25 protein-coding genes and 2 pseudogenes are annotated in these 26,446 nt (G+C 72.2%); 18 read left to right on the top strand and 9 right to left on the bottom strand.

From position 1 onward, the window contains the following. Window positions 1-118 precede the first annotated feature (118 nt). From ACLQ23_RS20715 to ACLQ23_RS20690, 6 genes are read left to right on the top strand one after another with little or no spacing between them, the layout of a single operon-like run. On the top strand, window positions 119-421 hold the full coding sequence (locus ACLQ23_RS20715) for an urease subunit gamma (protein ID WP_167944032.1): 303 nt from the start codon (window positions 119-121) through the stop codon (window positions 419-421). Next, entirely contained in the window at window positions 418-759 is a 342-nt protein-coding gene (locus ACLQ23_RS20710) for an urease subunit beta (RefSeq protein ID WP_053659635.1), read from the top strand. Before ACLQ23_RS20715 ends, ACLQ23_RS20710 begins: the two co-directional genes overlap by 4 nt. Further along, window positions 756-2,459 (top strand): urease subunit alpha, encoded by a 1,704-nt coding sequence (locus ACLQ23_RS20705; protein WP_053660030.1) that lies wholly within the window; start codon window positions 756-758, stop codon window positions 2,457-2,459. Before ACLQ23_RS20710 ends, ACLQ23_RS20705 begins: the two co-directional genes overlap by 4 nt. Further along, complete coding sequence (locus tag ACLQ23_RS20700) at window positions 2,459-3,160, top strand: urease accessory protein UreF (protein ID WP_425735232.1); 702 nt, start codon at window positions 2,459-2,461, stop codon at window positions 3,158-3,160. Before ACLQ23_RS20705 ends, ACLQ23_RS20700 begins: the two co-directional genes overlap by 1 nt. Then, entirely contained in the window at window positions 3,150-3,914 is a 765-nt protein-coding gene (gene ureG, locus ACLQ23_RS20695; RefSeq protein ID WP_082377661.1) for an urease accessory protein UreG, read from the top strand. The genes ACLQ23_RS20700 and ureG overlap by 11 nt, the downstream gene beginning before the upstream one ends. Next, the gene (locus ACLQ23_RS20690; protein WP_425735231.1) at window positions 3,914-4,669 is read left to right on the top strand and encodes an urease accessory protein UreD; all 756 of its coding nucleotides are present in this window, start codon (window positions 3,914-3,916) and stop codon (window positions 4,667-4,669) included. The genes ureG and ACLQ23_RS20690 overlap by 1 nt, the downstream gene beginning before the upstream one ends. A gap of 690 nt (window positions 4,670-5,359) precedes the next feature. Here the strand turns inward: ACLQ23_RS20690 and ACLQ23_RS20685 are convergent. After that, window positions 5,360-5,863 carry a MarR family winged helix-turn-helix transcriptional regulator gene (locus tag ACLQ23_RS20685; RefSeq protein ID WP_082377662.1) on the bottom strand — a complete coding sequence of 168 codons (504 nt, stop codon included), beginning with the start codon at window positions 5,861-5,863 and terminating at the stop codon, window positions 5,360-5,362. A 96-nt stretch (window positions 5,864-5,959) separates the two neighbouring features. On the opposite strand from ACLQ23_RS20685, the gene ACLQ23_RS20680 reads away from it, so the two are divergent. From ACLQ23_RS20680 to ACLQ23_RS20650, 7 genes are all read left to right on the top strand, one after another. After that, window positions 5,960-7,042 carry a substrate-binding domain-containing protein gene (locus ACLQ23_RS20680; RefSeq protein ID WP_053660032.1) on the top strand — a complete coding sequence of 361 codons (1,083 nt, stop codon included), beginning with the start codon at window positions 5,960-5,962 and terminating at the stop codon, window positions 7,040-7,042. 505 nt (window positions 7,043-7,547) lie between these two features. Next, window positions 7,548-8,792 carry an urea ABC transporter substrate-binding protein gene (gene urtA, locus ACLQ23_RS20675; RefSeq protein ID WP_082377684.1) on the top strand — a complete coding sequence of 415 codons (1,245 nt, stop codon included), beginning with the start codon at window positions 7,548-7,550 and terminating at the stop codon, window positions 8,790-8,792. 75 nt (window positions 8,793-8,867) lie between these two features. Then, on the top strand, window positions 8,868-9,755 hold the full coding sequence (gene urtB, locus ACLQ23_RS20670; RefSeq protein ID WP_355632921.1) for an urea ABC transporter permease subunit UrtB: 888 nt from the start codon (window positions 8,868-8,870) through the stop codon (window positions 9,753-9,755). Beyond that, window positions 9,752-10,939 carry an urea ABC transporter permease subunit UrtC gene (gene urtC / locus ACLQ23_RS20665; protein ID WP_355632918.1) on the top strand — a complete coding sequence of 396 codons (1,188 nt, stop codon included), beginning with the start codon at window positions 9,752-9,754 and terminating at the stop codon, window positions 10,937-10,939. The genes urtB and urtC overlap by 4 nt, the downstream gene beginning before the upstream one ends. Continuing rightward, entirely contained in the window at window positions 10,936-11,769 is an 834-nt protein-coding gene (urtD, locus tag ACLQ23_RS20660) for an urea ABC transporter ATP-binding protein UrtD (protein ID WP_355632915.1), read from the top strand. The genes urtC and urtD overlap by 4 nt, the downstream gene beginning before the upstream one ends. Continuing rightward, a complete protein-coding gene (gene urtE / locus ACLQ23_RS20655) occupies window positions 11,766-12,461 on the top strand; it encodes an urea ABC transporter ATP-binding subunit UrtE (RefSeq protein ID WP_355632912.1) in 696 nt (231 codons plus the stop codon). The genes urtD and urtE overlap by 4 nt, the downstream gene beginning before the upstream one ends. 59 nt (window positions 12,462-12,520) lie before the next feature. Then, on the top strand, window positions 12,521-13,006 hold the full coding sequence (locus ACLQ23_RS20650; RefSeq protein ID WP_355588985.1) for a molybdenum cofactor biosysynthesis protein: 486 nt from the start codon (window positions 12,521-12,523) through the stop codon (window positions 13,004-13,006). A 22-nt stretch (window positions 13,007-13,028) separates the two neighbouring features. On the opposite strand, the gene ACLQ23_RS20645 is transcribed toward ACLQ23_RS20650, so the two are convergent. The 3 genes from ACLQ23_RS20645 to ACLQ23_RS20635 all read right to left on the bottom strand — a co-directional run bounded on the left by ACLQ23_RS20645 (window position 13,029) and on the right by ACLQ23_RS20635 (window position 14,925). Further along, entirely contained in the window at window positions 13,029-13,406 is a 378-nt protein-coding gene (locus tag ACLQ23_RS20645; RefSeq protein ID WP_355632909.1) for a nuclear transport factor 2 family protein, read from the bottom strand. A 136-nt stretch (window positions 13,407-13,542) separates the two neighbouring features. After that, the gene (locus tag ACLQ23_RS20640; protein WP_355632906.1) at window positions 13,543-13,974 is read right to left on the bottom strand and encodes an ATP-binding protein; all 432 of its coding nucleotides are present in this window, start codon (window positions 13,972-13,974) and stop codon (window positions 13,543-13,545) included. 108 nt (window positions 13,975-14,082) lie between these two features. Beyond that, window positions 14,083-14,925, bottom strand: coding sequence for a copper resistance CopC family protein (locus ACLQ23_RS20635; RefSeq protein ID WP_425880943.1), 843 nt, complete (start codon window positions 14,923-14,925; stop codon window positions 14,083-14,085). A gap of 98 nt (window positions 14,926-15,023) precedes the next feature. Between ACLQ23_RS20635 and ACLQ23_RS20630 the strand changes: the two genes are divergently transcribed. Together ACLQ23_RS20630 and ACLQ23_RS20625 are read left to right on the top strand one after the other, a co-directional pair. Next, window positions 15,024-15,494 carry a hypothetical protein gene (locus ACLQ23_RS20630; RefSeq protein ID WP_355588993.1) on the top strand — a complete coding sequence of 157 codons (471 nt, stop codon included), beginning with the start codon at window positions 15,024-15,026 and terminating at the stop codon, window positions 15,492-15,494. Window positions 15,495-15,499: 5 nt separating this feature from the next. Further along, window positions 15,500-16,888 (top strand): hypothetical protein, encoded by a 1,389-nt coding sequence (locus ACLQ23_RS20625; RefSeq protein WP_355633151.1) that lies wholly within the window; start codon window positions 15,500-15,502, stop codon window positions 16,886-16,888. An 83-nt stretch (window positions 16,889-16,971) separates the two neighbouring features. Here the strand turns inward: ACLQ23_RS20625 and ACLQ23_RS20620 are convergent, their stop codons facing one another. Together ACLQ23_RS20620 and ACLQ23_RS20615 are read right to left on the bottom strand one after the other, a co-directional pair. After that, window positions 16,972-18,669: a hypothetical protein gene (locus tag ACLQ23_RS20620; protein ID WP_355588997.1), complete on the bottom strand. Its 1,698-nt coding sequence runs from the start codon at window positions 18,667-18,669 to the stop codon at window positions 16,972-16,974. A gap of 149 nt (window positions 18,670-18,818) precedes the next feature. Further along, entirely contained in the window at window positions 18,819-20,396 is a 1,578-nt protein-coding gene (locus ACLQ23_RS20615; protein WP_355632891.1) for a bifunctional NAD(P)/FAD-dependent oxidoreductase/class I SAM-dependent methyltransferase, read from the bottom strand. Between the two features lie 75 nt (window positions 20,397-20,471). On the opposite strand from ACLQ23_RS20615, the gene ACLQ23_RS20610 reads away from it, so the two are divergent. Next, complete coding sequence (locus ACLQ23_RS20610; RefSeq protein WP_355589001.1) at window positions 20,472-21,059, top strand: helix-turn-helix domain-containing protein; 588 nt, start codon at window positions 20,472-20,474, stop codon at window positions 21,057-21,059. A gap of 174 nt (window positions 21,060-21,233) precedes the next feature. Here ACLQ23_RS20610 and ACLQ23_RS20605 read toward each other — a convergent pair whose 3' ends face one another. The 3 genes and pseudogenes from ACLQ23_RS20605 to ACLQ23_RS20595 form a co-directional block, all read right to left on the bottom strand. Further along, window positions 21,234-22,136 (bottom strand): RNA polymerase sigma-70 factor, encoded by a 903-nt coding sequence (locus ACLQ23_RS20605; RefSeq protein ID WP_355589003.1) that lies wholly within the window; start codon window positions 22,134-22,136, stop codon window positions 21,234-21,236. 132 nt (window positions 22,137-22,268) lie between these two features. Then, a pseudogene (locus ACLQ23_RS20600) lies at window positions 22,269-23,933 on the bottom strand (sulfatase-like hydrolase/transferase); the annotation flags it as partial. A 284-nt stretch (window positions 23,934-24,217) separates the two neighbouring features. Further along, window positions 24,218-24,949 (bottom strand): annotated as a pseudogene (locus ACLQ23_RS20595) (CDP-alcohol phosphatidyltransferase family protein); the annotation flags it as partial. Window positions 24,950-25,042: 93 nt separating this feature from the next. On the opposite strand from ACLQ23_RS20595, the gene ACLQ23_RS20590 reads away from it, so the two are divergent. Then, a complete protein-coding gene (locus ACLQ23_RS20590; RefSeq protein WP_167944021.1) occupies window positions 25,043-26,026 on the top strand; it encodes a zinc-dependent alcohol dehydrogenase in 984 nt (327 codons plus the stop codon). Window positions 26,027-26,028: 2 nt separating this feature from the next. Further along, window positions 26,029-26,427 (top strand): 6-pyruvoyl trahydropterin synthase family protein, encoded by a 399-nt coding sequence (locus ACLQ23_RS20585; RefSeq protein ID WP_306271636.1) that lies wholly within the window; start codon window positions 26,029-26,031, stop codon window positions 26,425-26,427. Window positions 26,428-26,446: the final 19 nt, after the last annotated feature.

The following is a 26,446-nucleotide window of genomic DNA, read 5'->3' as shown; positions in this document are numbered from 1 at the left end:
CGTCGGCAGCGGGCCAGGCGGTCGTGTGACTCCAGCTCGTACCCCGGGATGTTGCTGTCCCGGTGCGGCTCCCTGCGGAGCCGGCGAGCCGGGCACGCCGATCCCACCGGGAGATCCCGTGTTCCTCAGCCCGCACGAGCAGGACCGCCTGCTCGTCCACGTCGCGGCCGATGTCGCCCGCCGCCGCCGAGAGCGCGGCCTGCGACTCAACTACCCCGAGGCCGTCGCGCTCATCACCGCGTTCCTGCTCGAAGGCGCCCGCGACGGCCGGTCGGTGGTCGACCTCATGTCGGCCGGCCGGACCGTGCTCACCCGCGACGACGTCCAGGACGGCATCCCCGAGTTGCTGAGGGAGGTGCAGGTGGAGGCGACGTTCCCGGACGGCACCAAGCTCGTGACTGTGCACCACCCGATCCCGTGATCCCCGGGGAGATCCTGCCGGCCGACGGCCCGGTCGAGATCAACGCCGGCCGTCCGGTGACCACGCTGCTCGTGGTCAACACCGCCGACCGCCCGGTGCAGGTGGGCTCGCACTACCACTTCGCCGAGACCAACCCGGCGCTGACATTCGACCGGGACGCCGCCTGGGGGCAGCGGCTCGCCGTACCGGCAGGCACGTCGGTACGGTTCGAGCCGGGCGTCAGCCGCAGCGTGGACCTGGTGCCCCTCGGCGGCCTGCGCATCGTGCCGGGCCTGCGCGGGGAGTGCGCCGGGCCGCTGGACCAGGCCGCGCCGACGGCCGACGGGCCGGCGCGGTGAGCGCCGTGCGGCGGGACCGCTACATCGACCTGTACGGCCCCACCACCGGCGACCGCATCCGTCTCGCCGACACGAACCTGCTCATCGAGGTGGAGACCGACCACTGTGTCGGCGGCGACGAGGTGGTCTTCGGCGGAGGCAAGGTGATCCGCGAGTCGATGGGACAGTCCCGGACCACCCGCGCCGAGGGCGCCCTCGACACCGTCATCACCGGCGCCGTGGTGCTCGACCACTGGGGAGTCGTCAAGGCCGACGTCGGGCTGCGCGACGGCCGGATCGTCGCCCTCGGCCGTGCGGGCAACCCGGACACCATGCCCGGCGTCCATCCCGACCTGGTCATCGGTCCGGCCACCGAGGTGATCGCCGGCAACGGGCGGATCCTCACCGCCGGCGCCGTCGACACCCACGTGCACTTCATCTGCCCGCAGATCGTCACCGAGGCGCTGGCCAGCGGCATCACCACGCTCGTCGGCGGCGGTACAGGCCCCGCCGAGGGCACCCGGGCCACCACCGTCACCCCGAACGCGTGGCACCTGGCCCGGATGCACGAGGCGCTGGACACGCTGCCGGTGAACATTCTGCTGCTCGGCAAGGGCAACACCGTCTCCACCGAGGCGCTCTGGGAACAGTTGCGGGCCGGCGCGGGCGGTTTCAAGCTGCACGAGGACTGGGGCACCACTCCGGCGGCGATCGATGCCTGCCTACGGGTGGCCGACGCCTCTGGTGTCCAGGTGTCGATCCACACCGACACCCTCAACGAGGCCGGTTTCGTGGCCGACACCCTGCGTGCCATCGGCGGGCGGGCCATCCACTCGTACCACACCGAAGGTGCCGGAGGCGGGCACGCGCCGGACATCATCACCGTGGCCGGCGAGCCGAACGTGCTGCCGTCCTCGACGAACCCGACCCGGCCGTACACCCGTAACACCCTCGCCGAGCACCTGGACATGCTGATGGTCTGCCACCACCTCAATCCGTCGGTGCCGGAGGACCTGGCTTTCGCCGAGAGCCGGATCCGACCGTCCACGATGGCCGCCGAGGACCTGCTGCACGACCTCGGGGCGATCTCGATCATCGGCTCTGACGCCCAGGCAATGGGCCGGGTCGGCGAGGTGATCCTGCGGACCTGGCAGAGCGCGCACGTGATGAAGGAACGGGTGGGCGCCCTGCCCGGCGACGGCGCGGCCGACAATCACCGCGCCCGGCGGTACGTCGCGAAATACACGATCTGCGCGGCCATGGCCAACGGGCTGGAACGGGAGATCGGCTCCGTCGAGCCGGGCAAGCTCGCCGACCTGGTGCTCTGGGACCCGGCCTTCTTCGGGGTACGCCCACACCTGGTGATCAAAGGAGGCATGATCGCGTACGCACAGATGGGTGACGCCAACGCGTCGATCCCCACCCCGCAGCCCATGCTTCCGCGCCCGATGTTCGGGGCGTACGGGGCTGCCGCGGCGGCCACCAGCCTCACCTTCGTGGCCCCGGCCGCGCTCGACGCCGGGCTCCGCCTCGATGTGCGGCGGAGGGTGGTGCCCGTCGCCGACGTACGGTCCCGGGGCAAGGCCGACCTGCCGGAGAACAACGCGATGCCCCGGATCGAGGTGGAGCCGGACACGTTCACGGTCCGGATCGACGGTCAGGTGGTGGAACCGGACCCGGTGCCCCAACTGCCGATGGCCCAGCGGTACTTCCTGTTCTGATGGCGACGTCCAGCCTGCTCCTGCTGCTTGCCGACGGGCGCTTTCCGGCCGGCGCGCACGCGCACTCCGGCGGCCTGGAGGCGGCCGTCGCGGCGGGCCGGGTCGACGACCTGGCCTCGTTGGAGGCGTTCCTGATCGGCCGGCTGGCCACCGCCGGACTGGTCGGTGCGGCGTTCGCGGCGGCGGCGCACCGGGCGGCAGCGCCAGACGGCACCGGGGCGAATGAGCACGCCGGGGCCGCCCTGGCGCGGCTCGACGCCGAGCTGGACGCGCGGACCGCCTCCCCGGCGCTGCGCGCCGTGTCCCGCCGGCAGGGCCGGGCGCTGCTGCGCGCCGGGCGGGCGATCTGGCCGGACGCCGCGTTCGCCGACCTGCCCACCACCCCCGGCGGAGCGCACCAGCCGCTCGTCCTGGGGCTGCTCTGCGCCGCCGCCGGCCTCAGCCGCACCGAAACCGCGACCGTCGCCGTGTACGGCACGGTGACCGGTGCGGCGAGCGCTGGCGTACGCCTGCTCGGCCTCGACCCGTACCAGGTCCAGGCCCTGCTGGTCGGCCTCGCCGACGCCTGCGACGGCATCGCCGCCGACGCGGCGCGGGTCGCCGACGACCCACCGGAGCGGCTGCCGGCCGCGGCCGCTCCACTCGCCGACATCTCAGCCGAAGTCCATGCCACCTGGGAGGTGCGTCTCTTTGCGTCCTGACACCGCTGTACCCGCGTCCGCCGCCGAGCCGACCGCTGTGCCGCACGACGAGTCCGTTCCGCATACCCACCCGGAACCGGGGGTGGACCCGCACCCGCCGCTGGCGCGGGCCGGCCGGGCGCTGCGCGTCGGCATCGGTGGGCCGGTCGGCTCCGGCAAGACCGCCCTGGTGGCGGCGCTCTGCCGAGCCTTCGCCGGAGAGTTGCGACTCGGCGTGGTGACAAACGACATCTACACGACCGAGGACGCCGACTTTCTCAAGCGGGCCGGCGTGCTCGATCCGGAGCGCATCCGCGCCGTGGAGACCGGTTGCTGCCCCCACACGGCCATCCGCGACGACATCGGCGCCAACCTCGACGCCGTGGACGAACTGGCCGAGACCGTCGGCCCGCTGGACCTCGTGCTTGTGGAGAGCGGTGGCGACAACCTCACCGCCACCTTCAGCCGGGGCCTTGTCGACCGGCAGATCTTCGTGGTCGACGTGGCCGGCGGGGACAAGGTGCCGCGCAAGGGCGGACCGGGGGTCACCGCCGCCGACCTCCTGGTGATCAACAAGACCGACCTTGCGCAAATGGTGGGTGCCGACCTGGGGGTGATGGACCGGGACGCCCGCGCCCGACGCGGTGACCTGCCAACCCTGTTCCTGTCCATCGTGGCCGATCCAACGGCGGGCCGGGTCGCCGACTGGATCCGGCACGAACTGGCCCACCACGCGGCTCTGTACCCACTCGCCGTGTCGCCCGGCACGACCTGATGCGGGCGTCCGCCCGGCTGGTGGCCCGGGCCGACGGGCGGGGTGGCACGACCCTTGTCGAGGTGCACGGCGAGACGCCGCTGCTGCTGCGTCAGACCCCGGCCCGAAACGGCACCCCCACGGTGTACGTCGTGGGAGGCGCCGCCGGCCCGCTGGCCGGCGACGACCTCCGGTTGGACATCGAGGTGGGGGCCGAGGCGGCGGTACGGGTGCACTCGGTCGCCGCGTCGGTCGCCCTGCCCGGCCGTCCCGGTGCCGTGTCCCGGATGGTCGTGCGGGCGGCGGTGCACGCCGGCGCCACGCTGCACTGGTTGCCGGAGCAACTGGTCGCGGCGGCCGGTTGCGCGCACCTCGCCGAAGCCCACATCGACCTGGCCGCAGGGGCAAGCCTGCGCTGGCGCGACGAGTTGATCTGTGGCCGTTTCGGTGAGGCGCCCGGCAGCGCCGTCGTCCATACCCACGTCGACCACGACGGCCGGCCGCTGCTGCGGCAGTCGCTGGCCGTCGGGCCGCACGCGCCCGGCTGGGCCGGCCCGGCAGTGCTCGGCGGAGCGCAGGCCACCGGCTCGCTGCTGGTGGTCGACCCGTCGCGACCCGCCGAACCACCCCAGGTGCTTGCCGACGGAGCCGTCGTGCGACTGCCCCTCGCAGACGGGCCGGCAACACTGTGGACCGCGACCGCCCCGGACGCACACACCCTGCGCGCCCACCTGACCGTTGAGGCTCGCGCGCACGCGGCCGGGTGGGCTTGCTGAGGGCTGGTGCCACGGCGGCGGCAGAGACGGCTGGGCGGCACGCGGCCTCCCGGACGGCGGCGTCCACCTCGTTGCGCCTCGGCGTCGGCGTGCGCGGCCCGCGGCGGACCTGTCGGCAGCGGCTTTGTCGCCGTCGGTCCCGTCGGCAGCGGTCCTGTCGCGGTGCCCGTCGAGGGCCGCCGGCTGTGACCGCGTGCCGGCAGGCATTGAGCGTGGCACGACGCCGGCGCGCCCGCGGCACTGACGGCAACGACCAGGGAACCACTGACGGCCGCGACCAAGGGGTGCAGTCGTCTCTGCTCGGGCAGGTTGGTCCGAAGCGTGATACCTGTGAGTCATCAAGATGACTCACAGGTATCACGCTCTAGAACCGCCCCGCCGAGGGCTGCTCCAGGGCGGCCCCCACCCATGGCTCGGACCCGCGCCCGCATCGCTGCTGGGATCCAGGTTCTCGGCATCGACCGGGACCCAGGTTTCGGCATCGACCGGCGCGTTCGTTGTGGCGGGATCGGCGCAGCACCCTCGCGGCTGCCTGGGGTGCCCGCGATGGCCTGGGAAGCGCGAGGGGCAGGCGGTGGCGGGCTCTGATGTGGCGCAGACACCGGGCTCTGATGTGGGGCAGGCGTCCGGCGTTCGTGTGAGCGCGGGTATCCGCCGGTGTGGGTACAGGCATCCGGGCGGAGGCGGAGGTCAGCGGTGCAGGCCCGCTGCGGTCGCGCGGTCGTGGTTGTGGTCGCGGTTGTGGTTGTGGTCGTGGCGGGAGGCCGGGTCGAGACGGTCGACCAGGGTGGCGAGCTGGTCGGTCAGGTCGGCCAGGTCGGTGGCGTCCCGGAGGCCCACCTCGGCGAGGTTGGCCCGGATCTGCTGGTCGATGCGCTCGTGCTCGCGGCGGCCCCGGGCCGTCAGGTACGCGCGGATCCGCCGGCGGTCCAGCACGTCTACGCGGCGGAAGACGAGGTTACGGTCGACGAGTTGATCGACAAGCTTGGTGAGGGTGCCGGGCGGCAGGAACGCCTCGGCGGACACCTCGCTCATCGGGTGGCCCTGACCGTCGGCGAGCAGGCAGAGCACCCGCCACGCCTCGATGGTCAGCCCGTCTTCGGCCAGGACGGCGCCCAACCGGCGGGAGAGCAGCCGTTCGGCGCGAGTGAGCGAGCGCAGCAGGTCGGCTGGCGCCCCGGGCACGTCTGACATGGATCTCCCTGGTCCGGTGGCCCTGCCATGCTACCGAGTCGTCCCGGTCAGTGGTGAGGTCTGGTCTTCCGACCAGGGCCGGGCAATCATGTGCTCATGTCCGCGCCGGCAGCGCCGTGGCTCACCGTCGATTCGGCCGTGGTCAGCATCGCGCTGGTGTACCCGATGCGTGGGCCGGCGGGAATGTTCGGCCCGACCTGTGAACTCTGCGCCCAACTGGCGGTCGAGGAGATCAACAGGTGTGGCGGGGTGCTGGGCCGGGAGGTGCGGCTCGTTCCGGTCGACGGCGGCGCCCCGCCCGTCCAGGTGGCCGCCGAGGTCGAGGCGCTCGTGTCGGTCGGTGCCGTGCAGGGCGTGACCGGATGGCACATCTCGTCGGTGCGCCAGGCGCTGGCGCCCAGGGTCGCGCACCGGGTGCCGTACGTCTACACAGCCCTGTACGAGGGCGGTGAGCGTACCGAAGGGGTCTTCCTCACCAGTGAGACGCCGGACGCCCAACTGTGGCCGGCCATGCGGTTGCTCGCAGGGGAGCAGGGCGTACGCCGCTGGTTCGTGGTGGGCAACGACTACGTGTGGCCCCGGCGTACCGCGCGGGCGGCCCAGCGGTACGCGCTGCGAGGTGGTGGTCAGGTGGTGGGACTGGGTTTCCTGCCGCTGGAGACGCACGACTTCGACGAGGTGCTGCGCCGCATCGAGCACAGCGACGCCGACGCGGTGCTGATGCTTCTCGTCGGCGCCGACGCGGTTCGTTTCAACAGGGCGTTCGCCCGGTCCGGTCTGGACCAGCGCTGCCTGCGCCTGAGCACCCTCATGGACGAGAACATGCTGCTGGCCAGCGGTGCCGGTGCGACTCGGCGGCTATACAGCACGGCGGGCTTCTTCGCCGGCCTGGTGACCCAGGAGAACCTCGACTTCCACGGGGAGTTCGCCCGTCGGTTCGGGGTGGAGGCGCCGCCGCTGGGCAGCCTGGGAGAGTCCTGTTACGAGGGTGTGATGCTGCTGGCCGCCCTCATCGGACAGGCACGGACCCTCGACGTGCGGGCGATAGAGACGGCGGCCGACGACGTGGCGTACCACGGGCCGCGTGGGCGGCTGCGGCTGCGGCAACGGCACGTGCGGCAGCGGATCTACCTGGCCGAGGCAGACGGGCTCGACTTCACGGTGCTCGCCCAGCTCTGACCGGTGCAGCACCCGGTCGGCGACGATCGGCGCCTGACGATCGCACCAGCGCGGCGCCGGTGCTTGACAGCGGCACCCGGCACGGCCCTAAGATGCTTCCTGTGTGAAGGATCTGGCTTGCGGGCCGGACCCCACAAATGTGCGCCCACCGCCGGCGGAATCGCCCGCCGACCATTGTGGTCGCACTGATCCGCAGATTCCTTTGACGGGCCGACATCGCTATTCAGCGCGGTGGCGGTCCGTTTTCGCGTATCCGTCGAGCGGTGGCGCGGAAACAGTCAATTAAGGACTGGGAAACCTTGACGCAATGATGCCGGTCGACGCTTTCGGTGCCCATATCCGAGCCGATGCCCGGTCGACGTCCACCCGCCGCACCAGACATCGCCCGCCTCAGCTCCACGGACCGCACCGCACCGTCAGGCACGACATCGACGCAGCCACGACCGCCCGGTCGATGGCGCCGAACGTCCATTCGCCACTTCACGTGCACCGCAGGGGAGAATTGATGTCACTATTCCGGGGCCGCCGCATCCTGGCGGGTGCCATGACCCTGGTCGCCGCGGCCGCGATGACCGCGTGCGGCAGCAAGACCAGCGACGAGGGCGGCGCGGCCGGCGTCAGCGCTGACATCTCCGGCGACACCGTCAAGGTGGGCCTGCTCAACTCGCTGTCCGGGACCATGGCGATCAGCGAGGTCACCGTCCGCGACTCCATCATGCTCGCCGTCGAGGAGATCAACGCCGCCGGCGGCGTCCTCGGCAAGAAGATCCAGCCGGTCGGCGAGGACGGCGGATCGGACTGGCCCACCTTCGCTGAAAAGGCCGAGAAACTCATCTCCGAGGATCGCGTCGCCGCCGTCTTCGGCTGCTGGACGTCGGCCAGCCGCAAGGCGGTCAAACCGGTGTTCGAGAAGAACAAGGCGCTGCTGTTCTATCCGGTGCAGTACGAGGGACTGGAGCAGTCGCCGTACATCTTCTACACCGGTGCGACGACGAACCAGCAGATCGTTCCCGGCCTCGACTACCTCAAGGCGCAGGGCGTCAAATCGGTCTACCTGGTCGGCAGCGACTACGTCTTTCCGCGTACGGCAAACAAAATCATCAAGGCGTACGCGACGGCGAACGGGATGAACGTGCTGGGCGAGGATTACGCCCCGCTGGGCTCGACCGAGTTCGGCACGATCGTCAACAAGGTCAAGTCCTCCGGTGCCGCCGCCGTGTTCAACACCCTCAACGGCGACAGCAATGTGGCCTTCTTCAAGGAGTACAAGTCGGCCGGACTGACCGCTGCCGCGATGCCGGTGGTGTCGGTGTCGATCGCCGAGGAGGAGGTCAAGGGCATCGGCACGCAGTACCTCGAAGGTCAGTTGACCGCCTGGAACTACTACCAGACCACGCCCGGCGCGGCGAACGCGAAGTTCGTGGCCGCCTACAAGGCGAAGTACGGCGCGGACAAGCCGACAAGCGACCCGATGGAGGCCGCGTACGTCGGGGTGTACCTGTGGAAGGCGATGGTCGAGAAGGCCGGCGCGTTCGACGTGGAGAAGGTCCGTGCTGCCTCCGACGGGATCACCTTCGACGCGCCCGAGGGTCTGGTCACCGTCGACGGGGAGACGCAGCACATCGCGAAGACCGCCCGGATCGGCAAAGTCGGGGCCGACGGTCTGATCACCGAGGTGTGGAACTCCGGCAAGCCGATCGAGCCGGACCCGTACCTCAAGAGCTACCCGTGGGCGAGCGGCCTGAGCTGACGATGCCGGCCCGGGCGGGCCGTGTTGCCGCGCGACCCGCCCGGGCCACCCGACAAGCAGTTCGGAGTACGCACCGTGACAGTCCTCTTCGGTCAACTCTTCACAGGCATCAGCATCGGCGCGGTGCTGCTGCTCATCGCGCTCGGTCTGGCGCTGACGTTCGGGCAGATGAACGTGATCAACATGGCGCACGGCGAGTTCATCATGGCCGGCGCCTACACCACGTACGTCCTGCAACAGAGCATCACCGGCGCCGGAATGTCGCTGCTTGTCGCGTTGCCGGTGGCGTTCGTGGTGGCCGGCACGATGGGTGCGCTGCTGGAGGTCCTGCTGATCCGCAGGCTCTACGCCCGGCCGCTGGACACTCTGCTGGTCACCTGGGGCGTGTCGCTGATGCTGCAACAGTTGGCCCGTGACGTCTTCGGCAGCCCGAACGTGCAGACCCGCGCGCCGGAGCTGCTCACCGGCAACGTGGCGCTGCCCGGCGGCCTGACCGTCGCCAACAACCGCCTGTTCATCCTCGCCCTGGCGCTGGCCGCCGTCGCGGCGCTCACCCTGGCGCTGCGGCTCACGCCGCTCGGCCGCCGGATCCGCGCCGTCGTGCAGAACCGCGACCTCGCCGCCGTCTCGGGCATCTCCACCGCCCGGGTCGACCGGACGACCTTCTTCATCGGCTCCGGCCTGGCCGGGCTCGCCGGTGTGGCGCTCACCCTGCTCGGCCCGATCGGCCCGACGATGGGCACCAACCTGATCATCGACGCCTTCCTGGTCGTCGTGGTCGGCGGGATCGGTCAGCTCAAGGGCACCGTGATCGTCGCCTTCGCCCTCGGCGTGCTCCAGGCCACGGGGGAGTACCTGACCACCCTCAGCGTCGCCAAGGTGATCGTGTTCGTGGCGATCGTCGCGTTCCTCCAGTGGCGACCACAGGGACTGTTCACCCTGCGGACCAGGAGCCTCGCATGACCGCCGTGACACCCGCCCGACCGGACACCGCAGTGCAACCGGCACCTGCCGGCGCCGTACCGCCGAACCCGCCGGAGGGCCGGTCGCGGCTGCGGGCGGCGGCGGGCTTCGCGTTCGGCGCGGCGCTGCTGTTCGCCGTGGCGCCGCTGGTGCTGTCGGACTTCCGGTTGTCGCTGCTCGCCAAGTACCTCTGCGTGGCAATGGTCGCGGTAGGCATCGGGATCGCCTGGGGCCGGGGCGGGATGCTCACCCTCGGCCAGGGCGTCTTCTTCGGCCTCGGTGGCTACGCGATGGCCATGCATCTCAAGCTCGCCGACGCGGGTCCGGGCGGGATGCCCGACTTCATGCAGCTGTACGGGCAGCTCGACGAACTGCCGATGTGGTGGCGGCCCTTCGCCAGCCCGTGGTTCGCGCTGCCCGCCACGGTGCTGCTGCCGATGGCTGTCGCGTTCGGGCTCGGCTCGCTGGTGTTCCGCCGCCGCGTACGGGGCGCGTACTTCGCCATCCTCAGCCAGGCCCTCGCCGCCGCAATGGTGATCCTGCTGATCGGCCAGCAGGGCACCACGGGTGGCACCAACGGGCTCACCGACATCGAGGGCTTCTTCGGCTACGACCTGGACGACCCGGTAAACCAGCGGATGGTCTACTTCATCATCGCCGGTGTCCTGCTGGCGCTGCTCGCGCTGGCCCGCCAGCTCATCCACAGCCGCTACGGCGAGCTGCTGGTGGCGGTCCGCGACGGCGAGGAACGCGTCCGTTTCCTCGGCTACGACCCGGCGTCGGTCAAGCTCGTCGCGTACGTGGTGGCCGCCGGCATGGCAGGGCTGGCCGGGGCGCTGTTCGTGCCGGCGGTCGGCATCATCTCGCCGGCGCTGATCGGCATCGTTCCGTCGATCGAGTTCGTCATCGGGGTCGCCGTGGGTGGCCGGGCCACCCTGCTCGGCCCGGTTCTCGGCGCGGTCGCTGTGGCCTGGGCGCGTACCGCCCTCTCCGAGCGGTTCCCCGGCACCTGGACGTACCTGCAGGGGCTGCTGTTCGTGGTGGTTGTCGCGTTCCTTCCCGGCGGCCTGGCGTCGCTGTGGGCGCTGGCCCGCCGCCGCGACGACAGCGCGGAACCGCGCCGACGCGGATGGTCGCCGCCGGGCCGGCGGCGGGCGGAGCGGACGGAGGTGCCGGTGCCATGAGCGAACGCACCGAGCGCAGCGAGGGCCGTGAGGGCGTGCCCAGCCGGCACAGCATGAGCGGCGAGCGGCTGGACGGGTTGTCCGTCCGTGACCTACGGGCCAGCTTCGACGGGTTCACGGCGGTCGACGGTGTCTCGCTGGAGGTGCCCGCCGGTGACATCCGGTTCCTCATCGGGCCCAACGGCGCCGGCAAGACCACTCTCGTGGACGCGGTCACCGGCCTGGTGCGGGCCACCGGCTCGGTCCGGTTCGGCGACCAGGAGCTGCTCGGCCGCCCGGTGCACAAGATCAGCCGGTTGGGCATCGGACGGACCTTCCAGACCTCGACGGTCTTCGAGGAGCTGACGGTGGTGCAGAATCTCGACATCGCCGCCGGCGCCCGGCGTAGCTGGGCGACACTTGCCCGTCGCCGCCGTGGCATCCCCGGCGAGGTTGCCGCCGCGCTGGACACGATCGGACTGACCGGGCGGGCCGACCAGCTCGCCGGGACGCTCGCGCACGGCCAGAAGCAGTGGCTGGAGATCGGCATGCTGCTGGTGCAGGACGCGCGGCTGCTGCTGCTCGACGAGCCGGTCGCCGGGATGAGCCACGAGGAACGCGACGCCACCGGCGCCCTGCTGGAGACGGTGAGCCGGGACCGCACTGTCGTCGTGATCGAGCATGACATGGACTTCCTGCGCCGGTTCGCCCGCAGCGTCACAGTGCTGCACGCCGGAAGGGTGCTCAGCGAGGGCACCGTGGCGCAGGTCCAGGCGGACCCGCGCGTACAGGAGGTCTACCTCGGCCACCCGGTCGACGCCGGGTCGGCCCCCAGCGGTCTGGAGGCATGATGCTTACCCTGCGCGGGGTGCACGCCGGATACGGGCGCAGTCGGGTGCTGCACGGAGTCGACCTCGCCGTCCCGCCCGACGGGGTGGCCGTGGTGCTCGGGCACAACGGCGCCGGAAAGAGCACGCTGCTGCGGGTCGCCGCCGGCCTGCTGCGTCCGAGCGCCGGCACTGTCGAGCTGGACGGCGAGGACGTCACCCGCCTCGGGCCGCACGAGCGGGTGGCGCGCGGGATGGCGTACGTCCCGCAGGGCCAGCAGTGCTTCCCGCACCTGACGGCGGCGGAGAACCTGCGCCTGGTCGCCGACGGCCGGCGCGACGGGGCCGTGGCCACGGCGGAGGTGCTGGACCTGTTCCCGGCGCTGCGTCCGCTGCTGCGTCGACGGGCCGGGCTGCTCTCCGGCGGTCAACGCCAGCAACTGGCGATCGCCCGCGCTCTGATCACCCGGCCGCGGCTGCTGATGCTCGACGAGCCGACCGAGGGCATCCAGCCGTCGGTCGTCGCGGAGATCCAGGAACGGATCGTCGAACTGACCCGGCAACCCGGGTTCAGCGTGCTCCTCGTCGAGCAGCACCTGGGTTTCGCGTTGCGGGTGGCGAGCCGCTACCACGTGCTGGAATCCGGCCGGGTGACCTCGCGCGGCGACGGCGGCGCGACGGCGGAACGGGAGGTCCGGGCAGCCCTGGCGGTCTGAGACGGCGGCGAACCTCGAGCCGACCCGGGACACGAGGTCCGGTTCGTAGAATTCGGGCCATGTCGCGGATCGTCGAGTTGCTGGCCTCACCGGTGCACCGCTTCCTGGGCCGGCCCGCCGACGGCCCGGCCCCGGCGCCACCCGGCGAACTGGTCGACGTCGTCCAGATCCGGGCCGGCCTCGGCATCGTCGGCGACCGCTACTTCGGCAAGCCGGCACACCGCGACGCCAGCGTGACTGTCATCGCCCAGGAGTCCCTGCCCGCCGGCACCGGCCTGGCACAGGTGCGGCGCAACATCCTCACCACGGGGCTCGCTGTGGACGAGCTGATCGGGAAGGTGCTCGTCCTCGACTCCGGCGACGGCCCGGTCAGCCTGCGGGTCAACCGAGCCGCCCGCCCGTGCGCGTGGATGGACGTGACTGTCGGCCCCGGGGCGTGGAAGGCGCTGCGCACCACCGGCGGCGTCCGCTGCACACCTCTCAACGACGGCGTGCTGCGCGTCGGGCCGACCGTCGCCACCGTCGAACGGGCGCCTGCGTCCTAGCCCTTCACGCCCACCGGCCGGGTCAGACGATGCCGATGTGGGCGGCGAGAACGCGCCAACCGTGCGGGTCGTCGTGGACCCACGTCCGGGTGTAGCGCAGACGCGCCGCGAACGGCTCACCGTCGAGCGCCCCGGCCACCCGGCCGAGGAAGAACGTCACACCGGTCGACCCGACGACGAGCAGATCCAACCTCTCCTCGACCAGCTCCTCGATGACCGAGGTGCGGTCCCGGTGCGTGGCCAGGTCCTCCGACTTGGTGTACTGGCTACCGTCGGGACCCACAGCGATCAGCTGGTCCATGAGCAGCTGATCCAGGGCGGCGACGTCGCCGGCCCGCTGCGCGGCCTGCAGTGTGCGCTCGGCGTCGAGCAGTTCCGCCTCGCGTTCGCTGTCCGGCATGCTGCAGTCCTCCGGGTCTCCGTCCCGGCGCCGCCGTCCGGGCTGACCGCATTGTGGCAGCCGGCGCGGCCCGTACGCGGACGCATCGCCGCCGAACCCGCACCTCTTGTCGTACGCGTGCCGCCCCTCGGCCGGCTCAGATGCCCAGCCGGATCCGTACCACTGTTCCGTCGGGGTCGCTGAGCACGGCCACCTCGTCGCAGACCTGCTCGACGATGGCAAGCCCTCGGCCCCGTACCGCGTCGGCGGCCGGCATGCCCCGACCGAACGTTCGTACCGGCCCCTGGTCGACCACGTCGCAGAACAGGTGGCCCTCCTCTGCCCAGAGCCGCACCCGGCCCCCACCGGTCGTGTGCTGCAACGTGTTCGTTGCCAACTCGCTCACCGCAAGCGTCAGCAGCTCCACCCGCTGCGGCGACAGCCCTCGCGCCAGCGCCTCGGCGTGGACGAACGAGCGCAACGCCCGCAGGTCGGTCGCCATCTCGTACGTCATGCTGTCGACGATCGGGGGTGCGGACTGCTCGGCCGCGGTGCGGGTCTCCCGCCGGTCGGCCTCGAAGTGCGCCATGAGACAGCAGCACCTTCCTCGTTGCGAGAGCTGTTGTCGGCACATCATGTCATCCGGCGGTCGGCAGCCCGCTTCGTCCGTTGGGTGACGGTGCGGGACGCGGGCTGTTCAGCCCCGGGGGCGGCCGCCGCGGGCCGGCTTGCGGCTCCCACCCGGGCGCTGTCGGGGCGCGCTGCCGGACCGCGACGGCGTGCGCTTCGTCGCCGCGCGCGGGCGGTCTGCGCCGGGTCGAGGTGACGCCGGCTTGCGGCGGGCTGCCACGACGATGATCGCGCCGACGGCCACCACGACAGCGGCGGGCACCAGCCAGGGCGCAAGCCCGCCGTCCGGCTCGGACGCCTCCGGTTGCGCCGCCGCTGTGGCAGCGGCGGCGGTCGCGGCCGGCACGGCGGACGCCGACGAATGACCTTCGAGCTGTGCGAGCAGGGCGGGGGCCGGTTCGTCGGTCGGGGGTGTCCAGCCGGCCGGCGGCGCCGTGCTCGGACCCTGGTAGTCGAACGTCACGGCGCCCCGCACCGCCTCGCCGTCCGAGGCGACCGAGAGGTAACTCGCCGTGTACTTACCTTTCGCCGGCCAGTGCGCGACAGCCACCATTGCCGGAAAGCCCGTGTGGTAGAGCCGCGGTTCGAAGACGCCGTCGACCATGACGTACTCCTGGACCGGCTTGTCCAGGCGCTTCGGCTCGCCGTTCGACCAGCCGTTGTCCACCCGCGTGCCGTTCGGGCCGGTGACGGTGAAGTGGGCGTTGTCGGCAGGCTTCTCGGTGAAGTACAACCCGAGCTGGGCCAGCGGCTCCCGGACCACGGTGCCGGTCAACGGGGTGGAGGTGGCCAACTGGCCGTGGGCGGAAGCCGCGGAGGCGGGCCACAGCAGCGTCGCCACAAGCATCGCGACCAGCGCCGCCGAGGCGCGGCTCAGGACGTGGCAGAAAGTGGCGGGCCTCGATCGCATTCGTTCATCATGTCATTTCCCCGGTGCCGAACAAGACGTAGAGTTCACCTCCCGACGATCATCTCCACCCCGTCCCCAGCGTCGTTCGGAGTCCGCCCGTGTTGGTTCGCGCACCCGGTTCCCGCCTTCCCGCACTCCTCGCCACCGGCCTGCTCACCGCGCTGCTCGTCACGGGTTGCGGGCAGGACGACGACGACCCGTCAGTGGCCGCACCTTCGGCGGCACCGACGTCCGCCGCCGCACCGACAACCACCCCGACGGCGGCGGGCAGCCCCACTCCCAGCGCCAGCCCCAGCACACCAGCTGTCGACCGGGAGATCACCGTGACCATCGCCAAGCGGCGGGTCGACCCGCCGACCGGCCGGGTAACGGTGGGCAAGGGCGAGTCGGTCCGGATCACCGTCACCTCGGACGTCGACGACGAACTGCACGTGCACGGGTACGACCTGGGCGCCCGACTGCCGGCCGGCGTTGCGGGCTCGGTGGAGTTCCGCGCCGACAAGACCGGCCTGTTCGAGGTGGAGACGCACGACAGCGAGCTGGTGCTGTTCCAGCTCGTCGTGCGCTGAGCAGGGTGGGCGGCGCTCCCACGCTGCTGGCGCACGGCGTCGGCGGCCGTCAGGACCTGCCCATCACGCTGGGGCAGCTCGTCGTCGCCGCAGCCCTGACGCTTGTCGTCACGTTCGTCGCGCTGGGCGTGCTCTGGCGCGAGCCCCGCCTGGACCGGGACGCGATCGGCGGCCGGCCGGTGCCGGGTTGGCTGACCCGCCTCGTCGACGCACCCGCGTTCCGGGTGGTGCTGCGCGGGCTGGGGCTGCTCGCCGCCGCCTGGTTCTGCGTGGGCCTGCTCGCCGGGCCGGACACGGCCGACAACCCGAGCGCCGGCGCGCTCTACGTGCTGCTCTGGGTCGGTCTGGTGCCCGTCTCGCTGCTGTTCGGCCCGGTCTGGCGAGCTGTCAACCCGTTGCGTATGGTCCACCTGCTCGTCGCGCTTGCCGTGCGGCGGGACCCCGAGCGTGGCATCCGCGAACTGCCGCCCGGCCTGGGCCTGTGGCCCGCCGCCGGCACCCTGCTCGGCTTCGTCTGGCTGGAACTGGTCGCCCCGGACCGGGCCACACTGCCGGTCATCGGCGCGTGGCTCGCCGGGTACGCCGTGCTCATGCTCGCCGGAGCGGCCCTGTTCGGCGCGGGTTGGTTCGACCGGGCCGACCCGTTCGAGGTCTACAGCGCGCTGGTCGGCCGGCTCGCCCCGATCGGCCGGGCCGCCGACGGCGTGCTGGTGTGGCGCAATCCGCTGGACGGCATCGCCGGGCTTCGGCCCCGCCCCGGGCTGGTCGCCGTGGTGATCGTGCTGCTCGGCTCGACAATGTTCGACAGTCTTTCCAACGCCCCGGCCTGGCTGCGTTTCTCCCAGGAGAACGGCCTGCCTCCGGCGGTCACCGGCACCGCCGGGCTGGTCGTGGTAATCGGCGTCGTCGCCGTCGCGTACCTCGCCGCCGTGACCGCCGCCGCCCGCATCGGGCAAACCGGTCAGCCCGGCGGCATGGTCCCGACTGACGGCGCGGTCTCGACCGAGGGTGCGGGGTCGGTCCGGCGGGCGCCCGGGGAGATCGCCCACTCGATAGTGCCGATCGCTGTGGGGTACGTGGTGGCGCACTACTACTCGCTGCTGATCCTCGAAGGCCAGCGCACCGTCGCGCTGCTCTCAGACCCCCTGGACACCGGCGCGAACTGGCTTGGCACCGCGGGCTGGCAACCGCACACCGGGCTTGTCACACCGTCCGGAGTGGCAAGTCTCCAGATCACCGTCATCATCCTCGGGCACCTGCTCGGCACGCTGCTCGCCCACGACCGAGCCCTGTACCTGTTTCCCCGGGCCCGCGCGGTGGCCGGTCAACTCCCACTGCTGGCGCTGATGGTCGCCTACACCGTCGCCGGTCTGCTGCTGCTCTACGCCGGCTAGAACAGCCACCGTCAGCCTTGACGTGGCCGGCGGCCCGACTCCGCGCGATTCGCCGCGTGAGCCGGGCCGGCCGGTCGTCGAGGTCAGTGCCGGCCGGCGCCGTTCTCGCTCACCGGCTGCCCGAAGGGCAGGAACGGCACCGGCACCGGGTCGGCGTCGGGCCGGGCCGGGAAGCGGTCGGCGTCGCCACCGGACTCCTCGGCAGAGAGCGCACGGTCGGTTGACGACGCCGCCTCGACGGTCGGCGTGTCCGCCCGCTCGCCACCGGACCCGTCGGGCCGCTCCTGGTAGTCGGCGGGCTGCTCGTTCCGATCCTGGTCGTTCCGATCCTGGTCGTCGCCGGTCTGGTCAGCCAGCGCCCGGTCGTCGCCTGCCCCGTCGGTGTGCGACCCGTCGGCGACGTCGACACCGTTGCGGTCGACCACCGGCCGGTCAACCGAGGGACGGTCGGGAACCAGCCGCTCGACAAGCGGCTGACCGGCAACCGGCCGGTCAGCGTGGGGACGGGCGCCGACCATCGGGTACTCAGCGGTCTCCGTGCCGCCGGCAGCGGCGGCCATCACTGCGGCGGCGGCCAGGTCGGCCACCCGCTTCGCCTCCCGCTGCACCCGGGCGCGGACCTCCTTGGCGTGCCGCTCGGCGGAGTCGCCGGCCCGGCGGGCCTCGTCCAACCGGGCCGCCTCGGCGGTGAGGTCCCGGCGCACCTCGACGAGCCGCTGCTGCATGCGGGACAGCTCGTTCTCCAGGGTCTCGCCCTCGACACGGATCTCGGCGAGTTGCTGCTCGGCGGTCTCCAGTTCGGTGTGCAGCTGGGTCGACTCCCGCTGGCGTTCCTCGATCTCCTGCTGGAGCGCCGCGAGCTGCTCCCGGTGGCTGGCGGCCTGCTCGTCGGCGCGGTTACGCAGCTCGGTCACATGCTGCTGCGCCTCGGCCAGCAGCGAGGCGATCTGCTGCTCGGTCGAGCTGCGCTGCTCGGCCAGTTCCTCCTGGGCGGCGGCCTTCAGCTCGGCGATCTCCTGCTCGGCGGCGCTGCGCCGTTCGGCGACCTCACGTTCCACACCGGCCTGCCACTGGGCCATCTCCTGCTGGTTCTTGGCCCGAGCGGACTGGATCTCCTGCTGGATCTGCGTACGCGCCGACTTCATCAGGGCGTCGGCGGCCACCCGCGTCTGGTTGAGTTGCTGCGCGCTCTGTTCGGTGATGCGCTTCGCCTCGTGCTGCGCGCGTTCGTACGCGGCCTCACCGTCGGCGCGCAGTTGCTCCGCGCGTTCCCGGATCGTGGTCAGCTCCGCCTCGGCGACGCTGCGCCGCTCCTCGTACGCCTGCTCCTGCTCGGCGCGCCGCGCGGCCACCTCCTCGGACAGGTCCTGGCGTGCCTGCGCGGCCCGTTCGCGGGTGTCGGTGAGGATCCGCTCCGCCTCGGTGCGCAGCTCGTTCGCCCGGTCGGTGGCCGATTCGGTGATGAGAGCGGCCTGCTTCTCGGCGAGGGTCAGGATCTCACCGACCATCGGGCCCAGATCCTGGAACGAGGCGCGGTCCACCTGCACCGGCTGCTCGTGCACTTCGGCCAGTTCGGCACGCAGCCGCTGCACCTCGGCGGTCAGTTCGCGGACCCGCACGGCGGATCGCCCGTGCTCGCCGCTGAGCATCGCGATCTGACCATCGAGCTGCTCCAGGTGCCGGTCGACCTGGCGTTTGTCGTAGCCGCGCAGGGCGAGTTCGAAGCTCGGCCGAGAGGCCGCGTCGTCGCGTGCTGCGAGCGGCTCAGCGCCGATGGACATGCACCATCCTCCGTACGATCAAGGGCGCCGGGCCGGCGGCGCACCGCCGGCCCGGCCGCGAGTGTGGCGCAACGCTACCGCCGTACGCGCCCCGTGCGAAGACCTGCCCCGATCCCGGTTTCCGAAGCTGCCCGTCCTCGGTGGATGGGTCAGCGGCGGCGGGCCACGAGGACCGCGTCGTGGAAGGTGACGTCCGGCTCCGGCCCGGGGCGACGCCGGGCCTCGGCGGTGCGGACGTCCCACTCGGCCGGGTCCAGCCCGGCTGCCACCTCCTCGGCGGTGTACATCATGTCCGGCATGTGCATGCGGTGCCCCGGCGTCCACAGGTCCGACGGGTGGTGCCCGACGATCAGCAGGACGCCACCGGGGGCCACCGCGGCGGCGAGCCGGGTGAACAGCTCCTGCCGGGGCTCCGGGGGCAGGTGCATGAACTGCGCCGACACCAGGTCGTACGCCTGCTCGGCCGGCGGCTTCTCGCGCAGGTCGGCGTGCGTGAACTCGATCCGGTCCGCGACGCCGACGGCCTCGGCGTGCTCGGCCGCCCGGGTCAGGGCGGTGGTCGAGATGTCGACCGCCGTCACCTGCCAGCCCTGCTCGGCCAGCCACACCGCGTCGGCGCCCTCCCCGCTGCCCACGTCAAGCGCCCGACCGGGGGTCAGCTCGGCGGCCTCGGTGACCAGTTGCGGGTTGGGTCGGCCGCTCCACACCGCCGGCTTGGACTGGTAACGCTCCTCCCACGCCGGCTCTTCGAAGGCGGTGGCGACAACCTGCCGGTACGCGGCGACGGCGTCACGGGTGTCCTCGGCGATCAGGTCCGCGTTGATCGCCGCGCCGGCCATCAGGCCCGCCGCCGCGGACGTGATCACCTGGCCTCGGAAGTCGGCCACGTTGCCGGCGACCCACACGCCCGGCACCGTCGTCGCCCCGACGTCGTCGGCCGGGATCTGGGTGCCGATCACATGCCCGCCGACCGTGACCTCCTCGGGGGCCAGGCCCAGCTCGACCAGTGGCTCGGCGCGGGCGACGGTGCGGGGCGCGACCACTACCGCGTCCAGCGCCACGACCCGGCCGTCGGCGAGGCGTACGCCGGTGAGCGCGTCGCCGGTCACCTCCAGCGCGGCGACCGGCCCCGGCACCACGGCGATGCCCCGGGCGGCGAGTCGTTCGGCAGCCTCCTCGTCGGGTGCCGGCGCGTCGTGCAGCAGGAGCAGCACCTGGTCGCTCCACTGTCGCCACATCTCGGCCTGGTGCACGGCCATCGGCCCGGTCGCCAGCACACCGATCCGCCGGTCCTGGACCTCCCAGCCGTGGCAGTACGGGCAGTGCAGCACGTCACGGCCCCACCGCTGCGCCACACCGGGCACGTCGGGCAGTTCGTCGACAAGCCCGGTGGCCACCAGCAGCCGGCGGGCACGCACCGTGCCGTCGCCGTCGCCGTCGCCGTCGAGGTGGAGCAGGAACCCGTCGTCGTCCCGGGTGACGGCCGCCACCCGTCCGGCGCGGAACTGCCCGCCGTAGTTGGCCACCTCGGCGCGTCCGGCCGCGATCAGCTCGGCCGGCGGCGTGCCCTCGCGTCCCAGGTAGTTGTGGATGTGGTCGGCCGGCGCGTTGCGCGGCTCACCCGCGTCGATCACCAGCACCGACCGTCGCGCCCGGCTCAGCGACAGCGCGCCGCTGAGCCCCGCGGCGCCGCCGCCCACCACCACCACGTCATATGTCTCGCTCACCGGATTTTCCCCTTACTTGTCGGCTGAGCTCCACCATCCGCCGCTACCGGCCTGACGGCAACTATCCTTGCCGTTATGGCAAACGAGGACAGTGTGGCGCTGGCTGCTGTCGGCCCACGGCTACGCGCCCTGCGCCAGCAGCGCGGGACGACCCTGACCCAGCTCGCCGAACTGACCGACATCTCGGTGAGCACCCTGTCCCGGCTGGAGTCCGGAAATCGCAAGCCCACCCTGGAGCTGCTGCTCCCGCTGGCCAGGGCCTACCAGGTGCCGTTGGACGAGCTGGTGGACTCCCCGGTCGCCGGCGATCCCCGCGTACGCCCCAAGCCGATCGTCCGGCACGGCATCACGTTCCTGCCGCTGACCCGCCGGCCAGGTGGCGTTCAGGCGTTCAAAGTGATCTTCCCGCCGGAAGGCACAGCCGGGGAGCGGACCCAGCAGTCGCACGAGGGCTACGAGTGGCTCTACGTGCTCTCCGGCCGGTTGCTCCTGCTGCTCGGCGAGAACGACCTGACGCTTACCGAGGGGGAGGTGGCCGAGTTCGACACCCGGATCCCGCACCGAATTCTCAATCCCGGCCCGGGCGCCGCCGAGGCCCTGATCCTCTTCGGGCCGCAGGGGGAGCGGCTGCACGTCCGCGCCCGCCCCGCCGAGAAGCGGTAGCGCGGGTCGGGGCGCTGGCCGCACACGCGAGGGCCGGACCGGTTCCCCTCCGGTCCGACCCTCGCGATCACCTCGCGCTACGCGCGGGTCTTCGTTGCGCCAGAGGAGCCTAATGGGCGATTTGTATGCCTTTCGCGGATTTGAGGTAAATGTCCAGAGGGGCTGCTCCATTGATCAGCGGCGCAGGTCCGTCTCCTGCCGCATGTGCGAGAGCTTCTCCGGATTGCGCACGGCGTACAGCTCGGTGATGAGCCCGTCGTCGATGCGCAGCGCGACGACCGCGTCGATCTCGCCGTCGAGTCGCAGAACCAACGCCGGATAGCCGTTGGCCTCGACCGGCTCCGCCGACAGGTCGGCGACCAGGTCCGGCCTCGCGGTCAGCAGGCGGGCCACCTTGACGGCTCCGGTGATCGGCCGCGGGATCGCCTGCCGGATCCCACCACCGTCGCCGATCAGCACGACGTCCGGTGCGAGGATGTCGAGCAGCCCCTGCAGGTCACCTGTCTCGACCGCCCGGCGGAACGCCTCGACCGCCTGTCGGGCCTCGGCCCGGGAGACGACCCCGCGCGGCCGACGCGCCGCTACATGTGCCTGCGCCCGGTGCGCGATCTGACGGACCGCCGCCGGACTCCTGTCGACGGCTTCGGCGATCTCGTCATAGGCAAGGTCGAACACCTTGCGCAGCAGGAACACGGCCCGCTCGGTGGGGCCCAGCGTCTCCAGCACCAGCAGCATCGCCATCGAGACGCTCTCGGCCAACTCGACGTCCTCGGCGACGTCGGGCGCGGTCAGCAGCGGCTCGGGAAGCCACGAGCCGACGTAGGACTCCCGGCGCCGACCGAGGGTCCGCAGCCGGTTGAGCGACTGACGCGTGGTGATCTGGACGAGGTAGGCGCGCTGGTCCCGCACCGTGGAAAGGTCGACGTCCGCCCACCGCAGCCACGTCTCCTGGAGGACGTCCTCGGCGTCGGCGGCCGAGCCGAGCATCTCGTACGCCACAGTGAAGAGCAGGTTGCGGTGGTCGACGAACGCCTCGACGGCCGGGTCCGGACACTGCCCATCCGACGTGCTGGTCACGCGCGGCTCCTGTCTCCTCGATCGGGACGCCTCCGCATCAGACACCGACCCGCCGCCTTCTGTGACACCGCGCCCCGCGCGGGGAGGGGCACCCACGGCACATCGACAGTCCTGCCGGGCGTCCGGTCCAGGTCAGCGCGGCGCGGCGAGCGGCGGCGGCGACGTCCCGAACGTGGTCAGGAAACGGTCGCGGAAGGTGTCCATCGGCCACACCGGAGCCTGCGGGCCGGGCCGTAACCCGTCCTGCCAGCCCCAGCCCGCCACCTGGTCCAGCACGGCCCGGTCCCGGGCGACGATGGTGATCGGCACGTCCCGGCTCGCACCTTCGCCGGTCACCACAGGGGAGGGCTGGTGGTCGCCGAGAAACACGAGCACCAGGTCGTCGTCCCCGTACGTCTGCACGTAGGAGATCAGCGTCTGAAGCGAGTAGGCGATGGCCTGCCGGTAGCCGGCACGAGCCCGCCCGGTGTCCCGGTCGTCGGTCTCGCCGTCGTCGGCCGCGGCGGCGTCATTGTGGTAGATCGAGCCGTCCCCCACCTGGTCCCAGCCGATCATCTGAGGCACCGCCGTCCACGGTGAGTGGCTGGAGATCAGCGGGATCTGCGCCATGATCGGACGGTCCGCCCCCGCGCGGACCTGCCGCTGGAAGAACGACAGCGTGTACTGGTCGGGCATCGGGGCGTAACTGAAATTCGGACCGCGGTAGCCGAGCGCCTCGGCGTCGTAATAGCGGTCGTAGGAGAAGAAGCCCTGCTCCGGCCACGGCTGGGTGGCTGCCGGCAGCACCCCGACGGTCTGCCAGCCGGCCCGACGGAACGCGCCGTTGAGGGTCAGCCGATCGCTGGACAGCAGGGCGCGGTGCCGCTGCTCGTTGTCCGTCCACAGCCCGGACAGCAGGGTGTCGTGCGCCAACCAGCTGCCGCCGCCGAACGTCGGGGAGGTGAGAAAGCCGCTGCGGCTGCCGTACCCGGCTGAGCGCAGCGCCTCGGTACCGGCGTCAAGCACCGCGTTGACCTGCGGAGCCAGCGCCGGGTTCTCCACCGCGTCACGCCCGTAGCTCTCCACGAACGCGAGGATGACGTCCTTGCCGCGCAGCCCGGTCAGCAACTGCTCACCCGGTACCTCCCGGAACGGGTCGCTGCCGATCTTCGCGGTGAACCGCCCACTGTCGCGCAACCTGTCGTCCACCCGGGCGGCGTGCGCGCCGACGAGCGCCGTGGCACCGGCGTCGGCCACCGGCACGCCGGGCACGATCCGCACCCCGACCACGGCGCAGGCCACCCAGGCGACGGTAAGCGCCGCCACCACCCGCGTCGCCGCCCGCTCGTGACCCACCAGCAGCGCCGCGAACCGCCGCAGCGCCACAGTCACCACAAGCAGCAGCACGACGATCACCAGCACGACGCCGACCGCCGCGCCGAGGGCGCCGGCCCGACCGGCCGAGTCCCTGACGAAACCGAACGCGTCGTCGAGCAGCAGCCAGTCCAGCACCAGGTCGAAAGGCCTGTCGAGGGCCGTGCGGAAGCCCAGGTCGGCCAGCTTCACGACGGCCAGCAGGCCGAGCACCGGCCCGACGACGGCCACCACCGCCCGCCGGGGCCGCGCCGGCAACGCCAGCAGCAGCGCGGCGAGGAGCAGCCCCTCCAGCGGGATGCGGACGAACGCGCCGGGAGTCAGCTCACTGAGCCGGTCCGGGCCGACAAGCACGCCGTACACAAGCAGAACCGCGAGCGCCGCGCCGAGCGCCCGCCTCGTCCGACCGCGACGGCCGTCGGATCCGGCCGGCACTTCGGGTGTACGCGGGGAGGCGTCGCCGGTGCGCGCGGGGCGCGGACGCTGCGGGCCGGTCAGCCGGCGCAGCCGGTCGGGAAGGCGCATCATCGCGTCCAGTGTGCGGGGACCGTGGCGCCCGAGAGGGTGGCCATCGCGGGTACGGGCAGCAGCGGCGGCACGATGACAGGCATCTGCCCGTCGGTCAGCGGCAGCGCCACCGGAGTGTGGCCGGGCGCATGGGCCGGTGGCGTGGCCCCGGCCCGTCCGGCGACCAGCCGTGCGGCCGGCGCGGGAGCCAGCGCCACGGCGACCGGGGCGAACCGGGGACGTGCCGCCTGCTGACTGCGGGACGTCGGGCGGCGTCGCCACAGCCAGGCCACGTCCCTGCCGAACGACTCGATCAGCAGCGCCAGCGCCGCCACCAGCACAAGCGTGGTCCACGGCTGTGGCAGAACCTCCGCCGCGGCGACCGCCAACAGCACCCCCTGCGCTGCGGCCACCACCTTGCGCCACAGGCGCGGCGGCAGCGACCCACCCAGCCAGGGCAGCACCGCGCTCGCCGCGACGAACACGTACCGCATCAAACCGATGGCCAGCACCCAACTACCGGCGGCCGGGGCGACGTACACGCTGAGCACCAGGATGAGGAACGCGTCGACCTCCATGTCGAAGCGGGCACCCAGCGCGCTCACCGTGCCGGTGCGCCGCGCGACCTGACCGTCCACCGCGTCCAGCAGCAGGGCCACCGCCGCCACAGTGACCAGCAGCCCCACCGGCGTGGGCCGGTCGAACGAGTCCACCACCAGCGCGGTGACGGCGCCGACCAGGACGGCCCGGGTCAGCGTCACCCGGTCGGCCGGGCCGAGACCTGACGCGCCGGACCGGCGCAGACCCCGGCTCAGGGCGAGACAGGTGACCGCCGCGTAGCCCAACCCGGCCAGCCAACCGGCCCCGGTCAGACCCACTGTGGCGGCGAGTGCTGCGAGCACGACCAGTTGGGCGGTGAGCCCGATCACCGGACCGCTTCGAACTGTGGGCACCGTACCTCCGTGTTTATGATCGACGACCCCGACAGGGAACACGGAAAACACGGCCGTTCGGTTCGGTCCAGAGCGAAGGTGAGGTGCGCGACGGTGATCCGCGAGGCGTACGCCTGCTGGGTGCGCGAGCCCGGCGTGGCGGAGATCCGGCCGCTGTCGCTGCCCGAACCGGGCCCCGACGAGGTGCTGGTACGGGCCCGTTACTCCGGCGTCAGCCGGGGCACCGAGACGCTTGTCTTCGCCGGCCGGGTGCCCCCCGACCAGTACGCCTCGATGCGCGCCCCGTTCCAGGAGGGCGACTTCCCCGGCCCGGTGAAGTACGGCTATCTCAACGTGGGCGTTGTCGAGCAGGGCCCGCCGGAGCTGCTCGGGCGTACCGTCTTCTGCCTGCACCCGCACCAGAGCGCGTACGTCGTGCCGGCCAGCGCAGTGGTGCCGGTGCCGGACGACGTGCCGCCGGCCCGCGCGGTGCTCGCCGGCACCGTGGAGACCGCTGTGAACGCGCTGTGGGACGCCGCGCCGCTGGTAGGCGACCGGGTCACGGTGATCGGCGCGGGCATGGTGGGCTGCTGCGTCGCGGCGCTGCTGGCCCGGTTCCCCGGGGTGCACGTCGAACTCGTCGACACCGACGCCCGGCGGGCCGGGGTGGCCGGGGCGCTCGGCGTCGGGTTCGCCAGGCCGGACGACGCGGCCGGTGACCGGGACCTGGTGGTGCACGCCAGCGCCACCGCCGCCGGGCTGCAACGCTCGCTTGACCTGCTCGCCCCGGAGGGCACCGTGGTGGAGCTGAGCTGGTACGGGGACCGCCCGGTGCAGGTGTCGCTGGGCGGGGCGTTCCACTCCGGACGGCTTACCGTACGCAGCAGCCAGGTCGGCATGGTGGCACCCGCGCGGCGGGGTCGCCGCAGCTACGCCGACCGGCTGGCCCTGGCCCTGGACCTGCTCGACGACCCTGCCTTCGACGCGCTGATCACCGGCGCGTCCCGGTTCGCGGAGCTGCCCGACGTGCTCGCCCGCCTGAGCACTGGCGAGTTGCCCGCGCTGTGCCATCTCATCACCTACGACGACGGGGAGTGACAGTGTTCAGCGTTACCGTTCGGGATCACATGATGATCGCCCACAGTTTCCGGGGCGAGGTGTTCGGCCCGGCCCAGCGCCTGCACGGCGCGACGTTCGTGGTGGACGCGACGTTCCGCCGGCCCGACCTGGACGCCGACGGCATCGTGGTCGACATCGGCCTGGCCACCGAGCAGTTGCGGGAGGTGGTCGGTGAGCTGTCCTACCGCAACCTCGACGACGAGCCCGCGTTCGCCGGGGTGAACACCACCACGGAGGTGCTGGCGCGTACCGTCGCCGACCGGCTGGCCGAGCGGGTGCACGCAGGCGCGCTGGGGGAAGGGGCACGTGCGCTGGCCGGCATCACCGTCACCCTGCACGAGTCACACGTCGCCTGGGCCAGCTACGAGCGGTCACTGTGATCGGTGCGGGCCGGGCGGC

This window comes from Micromonospora sp. DT41, from assembly GCF_049841715.1.
GTDB classification, from domain to species: domain Bacteria; phylum Actinomycetota; class Actinomycetes; order Mycobacteriales; family Micromonosporaceae; genus Micromonospora; species Micromonospora profundi.
This window is presented reverse-complemented; position numbering and strand designations above follow the sequence as displayed.